Genomic DNA, 7,015 nt, shown 5'->3' with positions numbered 1-7,015 from the left:
GAATTCAGGTATAAATTCCGGAATATCGAAGCAAAAGTTCGTGATGTTCGTGTCGTTCGTGGTTAATCCTATTCTTCCTGCGTAACATGAGTTGTTTAGTCTGCTAAGCTATTCCCAACAGCCGCAGCGTTACTTCCAGGAGCTTTTCCGTTTCCAGGGGTTTTGCCAGGTGGGCGTTCATCCCGGTGTCCAGGGCGCGGTCAATATCCTCCTTAAAGGCATTGGCGGTAAGGGCCACAATGGGAATGGTCTTGGCGTCGGACCGTTCCAGGGCCCTGATGGCCGCGGTGGCCGCATACCCGTCCATCGTGGGCATCTGTATGTCCATATAGATAATATCATAGGTGTTTTCCGGTGCCTCCTGAAACATGGTAAAGGCGGCGAGCCCGTCCGAGGCCTCGTCAATGGATATCCCCGTAAATTCCATCAGGTTTTTGGTGATGAGCCGGTTAATCTCCACATCGTCCACCAGGAGGGCCCGTTTGCCCGTCAGGGAACCGGTGGCGTCCTCCAGAAAAGGTTCCGGATTTTCCCTGGCCTGCATGGGGGATAGCCACAGTTCAAAGCTAAAGGTACTGCCCGCTCCCTCCCTGGAATTGACCAGAATATCCCCCCCAAAGAGCTGGACTATGTTTTTACTTATGGCCAGTCCCAGCCCGGTTCCTCCGTATTGTTTGGCGATCCGGCCGCTCCCCTGTTCAAAGGGCTTAAAGAGCAGCTGTTGGGTCGCGGCAGAGATACCGATGCCGTTGTCCTGAACGATAAATTCCAGCAGGCTCTTATTATTCTCGCGTTTCTTCTCCAGAATGGAGAATTCAATCCTCCCCAGTTCGGGAGTAAATTTCACCGCGTTTCCCAGGAGGTTGATCAGCACCTGCCGGAGCCGCAGGGAATCGCTCTGGTAGACCGCGGGTTTACGCATTTCAAAACGGGTAACAAAGGTGATGTTTTTTTCTTCGCACCGGGGCCGGATGATGGTTTCCACCGTATGGGCCAGTTTGAACATATCCACCGCTTCCTGGATCATATCAATTTTTCCGGCCTCAATCTTGGAAATATCCAAAATATCGTTGAGCAGGCCCAGGAGATGCTGGGAAGAGATCTCTATCTGCCGTATATTGGCTTGAATATCTTCCCTATCGGAAGACCCCGCGGCCAGCTTTTTCTTGACGATACCGGTCATGCCGATGATCGCATTCATCGGGGTACGGATCTCATGGCTCATCCGGGCCAAAAAATCCCCCTTGTGTTCATTCGCCCGGTTGGCCGCCTGTACGGCCTTTTCCAACAAGATCTGCTGTTCCACCATCTCGGTCAGATCCATAGAAATGATCACATAGCCGATGATGGTACCATCCTTTTCGGTCAGATAGGTGGCGCTCCCCCGGACATACCGTTTGCTTTCCGGCTCATAGAGGATCTCCGCCTCATACCCCCCCAGCAGCGCCGCGACGGGATCGTATTTTGATCCCGGGGGATAGATGCTTATTTCGCCGTAGGCCTTGCCCAGGACCTGATCCAGGGTTTTGTGGAGGGTTTCAAGTCCCTGGGAATTAATATAGATGATGGTGTATTGGGTATCTACGATGATCAGGGGCCCCCGGTCACTGGCTACCAGGCTGTCCGCCATTTCGTCAAAGGAATCCGCCAGGGTTCCGATTTCGTCTTTCGTCTGGGCGTTAAACCGAAAATACCGTTCCCCGGAGCGGAACCGGGATATGCCGTTGATCAGGGTGGTGATACTATGGGTAAAGATCGAAGCCATCCAGATGGCGATCATCACCACCAGGAAGATCATAAGCCCGGCGGAAATTCCCAGTTTCAGGGTGGTATCAAAGAGGTTCGCGGTGATGGCGTTCCCGGTTTCCTCCGCCGCCTGGGTAAGATCCCGGTTCGCCATGGTGATGACCCGATTAAGGGTCGCCTCGGTGGCCATGGCCGGACGCTGAAAATCTTCAAACCCCGCGCCGATAGCCACAAAGCCGAACCCCCGTTTGGATTGACCGTAATGGCCGGTATAGTAGGGAATGGTAGCCGCGGTGGTGAGTTTCCAAAGACCGCTCCACAGGATCAGGAAGGAACCGGAACCCCCTTCCCTGGTGAGGTCGAACCAGCCCGTACATTGGGGGGCATGGTTGAGGTAGCGGCCGTCCAGGCCCACCAGGCCCTGGGCGGTAAGGGCCGCCGCCGGTTTTTTGTCCCGGGACTGGTCCACAAATACGGGCTGATCCCGGATAAAATCCACATAGGGTTTCCCGCTGGCCTGCCACGCCTGGTAGATACTCTCCTCAAGCCAGGGCACCTCCGGCTCGCCGGTTTCGGGGTTATAGCCCACGATGGAATGATGCCGGGGGTGGCAGATACTGCGGCACTTGTAGTCCCAGATAAACGCGTAATTCCCCTCATAGGCGCTGGGCAATTCGGTAAAGCGGCTGCTCATGGGGGTGGTATGATCGGTAAATTCCATGAGGTGATCGTGGTCCAGGGCAAGACTCACATAACCGATAATGGGACCGTCCTTCCTGCCATCCTGGGTAACCGGGGTCGCCCACCGGATAATCCCCTTGAACCGTTTTCCCCGGGGATTTTCCATCCCCGCATAGGCCTCTTCCTCCGGGGTAAAGGCCAGCCCCTGGGCTGCGGTGTTTTCGGGGGTATACATCCCGATAAGCCGGGAAGGGACATAGGCGCCGATCACATCGGAAACATAGATCTCCCCGGGTTTGAGGTTTTTAAGTCCCTCAAAATAGGTCTCCGCTTTTACATAGGTGTTCCGCCGATCGGCAATATTTTTGCGCCTCGGGTCCATCTGGGGGGAGGTGGTTACCTTGATGATCTCGTTACCCCGGAGGTCTATATAGGTCATTTCCAGGTAGAGGGGCCGGTTTTCGATTTCAAAAACATCCGGGGGCCGGTAACGGAAATTGGTGTCATTTTCCCGGTTGGACGAAGTTATTTTCGGCTCCTCCGGGGAAGGGTCCGCGGGGATCCAGGACTTGCCGTCGGGGGCCAGTTTCCAGGGACCGGGCTTGACCAGGCGGCCCTGCCGGCTTTCAATAAAATGACGGTAGACCCCTTCGCTGGGGGATAAACCGGCGGCATACCGGATATCCCCATCCCGCTGATAGAGGAAATTCGCCACCTCCTGGGCCATAGCGGTACTTATCCGTTCTATATCGTCGGTGGCAAAATCATTGAGGGCTTTTACCGAATCGCCTACGGCAATGGCTCCGGTCTGTTCCAGGGCCGCATTTGCCTCGGCCGTTAATTCCTGGGTACGCCGGTGCATCTCCTGCCCCAGGGATTGGGCCTGGCGCCAGGCCAAATAGGTAAGCAGGAGCAGGGGGATAACCTTAATGACGACAAAAATAATGATGAGTTTGGTCCGCATGCCCAAACCCAAATTATCGATAAAGCGCTTAATGGAGGAACGGAGCAGGTACAGTTTTTTCATCTTCCACATAACTCCACAAATACAAAAATAAGTCCCCCCAAACTTGGGTGGGTTTTGGGAAAGTTATGGGAAAAGCGGCAAAAAGGGCCCCTTTTTCCCTCTAAATCTAAGGCCGCTGTTTAAAACCTTCGGGTTTTAAACAGCCTCAACGGTCTTTGTATTTAAGAAAGGATTGTCAATACCCTACTTTAAAAAGCCTTTTAAAAAGGCGGATGAACCAATTAAGGATACGCCGGAAAAATCCGGGGTTCCGTATTTTGTGGAGTTTCCGCATGGCATCGGAAACTTCTTCGGAACTAAAGTCCTGCCGTTGCAGGTTTTCTTCGATCTCGTATTCCAGCATATCTATCCCTTCGGGGATATTGGCAATGACCGCGTTGATGGTTCTCCACCCCAGGGCGCGGGCAGCTTCAAGACGGCGGCCGCCGGAAATAAGAATATTGTTATTCGTCAACACAATGGGACATATTTGCCCGAACCGTTTCATGCTCTCCGCCAGGGCATCAATATCCCCCATGTCTTTCCTGAGCCGTTTTTTTGTTTTTATGTCACTAATGGGGACCTGCATTTTTTTCCTTAATATGAACAATTACAAACATATTATGTTATTTAGTCTACTCAGGGTGCTAGTCCAGCAGCGGATTATAGTCCGGAAACTCATCAATCCCCAAACCGAAATCCTCCCCGGGAACCAAAGGCTCCACTGTTTCGGTTTGCCGAACCGGGATATCCGACAGATCGATCCGTAACTGGGGCATGGGCAACTCCTTTATCAGGGTGTCATCGCGGATGGTCAGGGAACTGGTCCGCATGGTCTCCATGGTCAGATTGGATCTGATCCTGGTAGCCGAATGCAGGGTACAGGCCTCCCGGGGCTGGGTTCCGGTGAGGAAAGAAAGGGTAACCGTCCCCTCGTTACAGGCTTCGGTGGGTAATAACCCTGATTTGGCGCAGACCGTTACATCCACAATCCCCGTGGAGGGCCGGATAAAATCCTTGGCCGGCAGCCCCATGTTGAGTTCCCGCATAAAATCACCCCAGATGGGGCCCGCCAGGGTAGCCCCGGTTAGGGATAGTCCCAGGGAGTTGCCGGGTTTATCAAACCCAAACCAAATGGCGGTGGTATAATACGGGGTAAACCCCACGGTCCAGGCGTCGGACCAGTTCTGGGTGGTTCCGGTTTTCCCCGCGGCGGCGATGCGGTAGCGGCTGCCGTTTTCGTCCTGGTAGACAAATTTTGACCCGAACCCCGAACCGGAACGGAGGGTCCCTACCTCCACGGTCTTTTTCAGCAGGGTGGTCATGATATAGGCGTTTTGCGGGCTTATAACCTGGATGTCACCGCCCATACGCCGCTGCCGCTGCCTGAGTTCCCGCTCCGTATCCAGAACTATCCTGCCGTTCCGGTCCTCCACGGCCCGGATAGCGATGGGGATAACCTCCCTGCCCTGGTTGGCGAAGATCGCAAAGGCCCGGGCCATCTGTATGGGGGAGATAGACACAATCCCCAGCCCCATGGGGTATACCCGGGGAAAGGTCCGTTCCCGTTCCTGGGGATCCTCAATACCCAAGAGGTTTGCCGCCCGGTCAATGGCCGCATCAAACCCGATGGTGTCCAGTATTTTAAGGGAAGCGACGTTCATGGATTGGGCCAGGGCATCGTAGAGGAGGACCGGCCCCTTCCATTCACCCCGGAAATTAAGGGGTATATAGGGGGTGCCGTCCTCGTTATGGAACACCATGGGGATATCGTAGATCAGGGATGCGGGGGTAAACAGCCTCGTATCAATCGCGGCGGAATAATACAGGGGTTTAAAGGAACTCCCCGGCATGATCCGCCCCTGGATGGCCCGGATAAGCTGATTGGATTGATCGAATTCGGATCCTCCCACCACGGCCTTAATGTACCCGGTCTCGTTTTCCAGGGCGATAAGGGCCCCCTCCACCACATTTTGTTCCGTGGTGGTTTTTAATTCCGCAAAGGAGGCATTGGTAATAACCCGCAGGTCCGGAATCCCAAAAATCAGGGCGCTCATGTCTACCACGGGGTTAATGGTCTTGGTATACCGGGAGAGGGCCTTTTGTTCATTTTGGGCATCCGCCGTGGCATGGATAGAATTCAAGTTAAAATAGAGGGAAAGGAGGTCCACGATGGGGATATAGGTCTGCTCCGCCCGAACCAGCCGGGACCCCCGGGAGACGGCATACTCCCGGTTTGCCTTAACCAGCCCTTCGGCCATCAATTTTTCCGCGGTGGCCTGATATTTCAGGTCCAGGGTGGTAAGGACCGTATACCCGTCCCGGTAATAATCCATGGTCCCGTACATCATATCGTCCAACTGCCGGCGGACATATTCGCTGAACCAGGGGGCCGCGTCGTCCCGGTGGTAATAGGCGGCGGTGGATTCCCGAGTATAATCGTAGTTCTCCCAATATTCATTAAAGGAAGCTTCCGCCTCTTCCGCGGTGGTATAACCGAATTCGATCATCCGGTTCAAGACCACCCGCTGACGTTCCATGGCGGTGTTGGGGTTATCCAGGGGGTTGTACCGGGCAGGGCTGGAAAGCTGGATCACCAGGATCGCCGCCTCCGCCAGGGTTATCTCCCGGGCGCTGTGGCCGAAAAAGTACTTGCTTGCCGCTTCTACCCCATAGGTACCGGGGCCCATATAGGAATAATTGAGATAAATTTCGAGGATCTCGTTCTTGGTATACCGCCGCTCCATCTGAATGGCCCACCACAACTCCCGGATCTTCCGGGAGAGGCTGTATTCGCTCCGGTCCGTGTAGAGGCTCCCCGCTATCTGCTGGGTGATGGTGGACCCTCCCCCCATGGGCTTTCTGATAATCTGCCCCACCACCGCCCGGGCTATGGCCCTGATGCTGAACCCCTTGTGGTTATAAAAATCCGGGTCTTCCCGGGCCAACACCGCATGGATAAGGTGCCGGGGCAGTTCGCTTAAGGAGATCAATTCCCGCTTCTCATCCGCGGAAAATTCGGTAATCAAAATTCCGTTTATATCGAGGATCTTGGTGGGTAAGGCGGGGGCAAATTCCTGGAAATTTTCCTGGTTTTTGATATTTACCGTTTGAGCCAGGGATAAACCCAAGAAAACACCGATGCCGACCACTATCAGTATGACAAAGGCCGCAAAAACGCCGGCCGCTATGGGTTTTTTCATCGTATGTCCTATACTACTCTCACTCATAAGCCTATGGAAGGGTTCTATTTTTGTCAAGGCCGCGAAACATCACCCCCGAACCAAAAAAAGGCCGGCGACGAACCGAAGTTCGGTACCGGCCCTGCCCTTGAGGCATGTCGGAAATATAGTGATTTGGGAGGGGAACTATAGGTCCGACATTATATATATCGGTAGGACCCGGATTTTCCTTAACAAAATCGACAAAAACTTACAAATTTCCCTCTTAACTCCTCCCTCCTCTCTTAAACTCTTCTCCTTCCTTTTTCGCCTTAGGAACTGTTCAAGAATAAAATGCGATGCATTTTATTCTAATTGCTTACGCAATAACGAAATAACTTGCCCTTTTGGGCAAGTTATT

Annotated in this window: 3 protein-coding genes; all 3 read right to left on the bottom strand. The window is 53.7% G+C overall.

What is annotated here, in order from left to right; all coding sequences use genetic code 11:
* Positions 1-103: 103 nt before the first annotated feature.
* The 3 genes from LQZ21_RS14685 to LQZ21_RS14675 all read right to left on the bottom strand — a co-directional run bounded on the left by LQZ21_RS14685 (position 104) and on the right by LQZ21_RS14675 (position 6,636).
* Complete coding sequence (locus LQZ21_RS14685) at positions 104-3,454, bottom strand: ATP-binding protein (protein WP_411045329.1); 3,351 nt, start codon at positions 3,452-3,454, stop codon at positions 104-106.
* Positions 3,455-3,629: 175 nt separating this feature from the next.
* On the bottom strand, positions 3,630-4,022 hold the full coding sequence (locus LQZ21_RS14680) for a ParB N-terminal domain-containing protein (protein WP_411045328.1): 393 nt from the start codon (positions 4,020-4,022) through the stop codon (positions 3,630-3,632).
* Positions 4,023-4,080: 58 nt separating this feature from the next.
* A complete protein-coding gene (locus LQZ21_RS14675; RefSeq protein ID WP_411045327.1) occupies positions 4,081-6,636 on the bottom strand; it encodes a penicillin-binding protein 1A in 2,556 nt (851 codons plus the stop codon).
* Positions 6,637-7,015 lie beyond the last annotated feature (379 nt).

Origin of the sequence: Treponema sp. TIM-1 (assembly GCF_046533115.1) — a bacterium.
GTDB lineage: Bacteria > Spirochaetota > Spirochaetia > Treponematales > Breznakiellaceae > JAIRMO01.
This window is presented reverse-complemented; position numbering and strand designations above follow the sequence as displayed.

Bases quoted from the DNA above. Each gene is read 5' to 3' on its own strand.
- LQZ21_RS14680 (WP_411045328.1), bottom strand. From the start codon at position 4,022: ATGCAGGTCCCCATTAGTGACATAAAAACAAAAAAACGGCTCAGGAAA.
- LQZ21_RS14675 (WP_411045327.1), bottom strand. From the start codon at position 6,636: ATGAAAAAACCCATAGCGGCCGGCGTTTTTGCGGCCTTTGTCATACTG.
- LQZ21_RS14685 (WP_411045329.1), bottom strand. From the start codon at position 3,454: ATGAAAAAACTGTACCTGCTCCGTTCCTCCATTAAGCGCTTTATCGAT.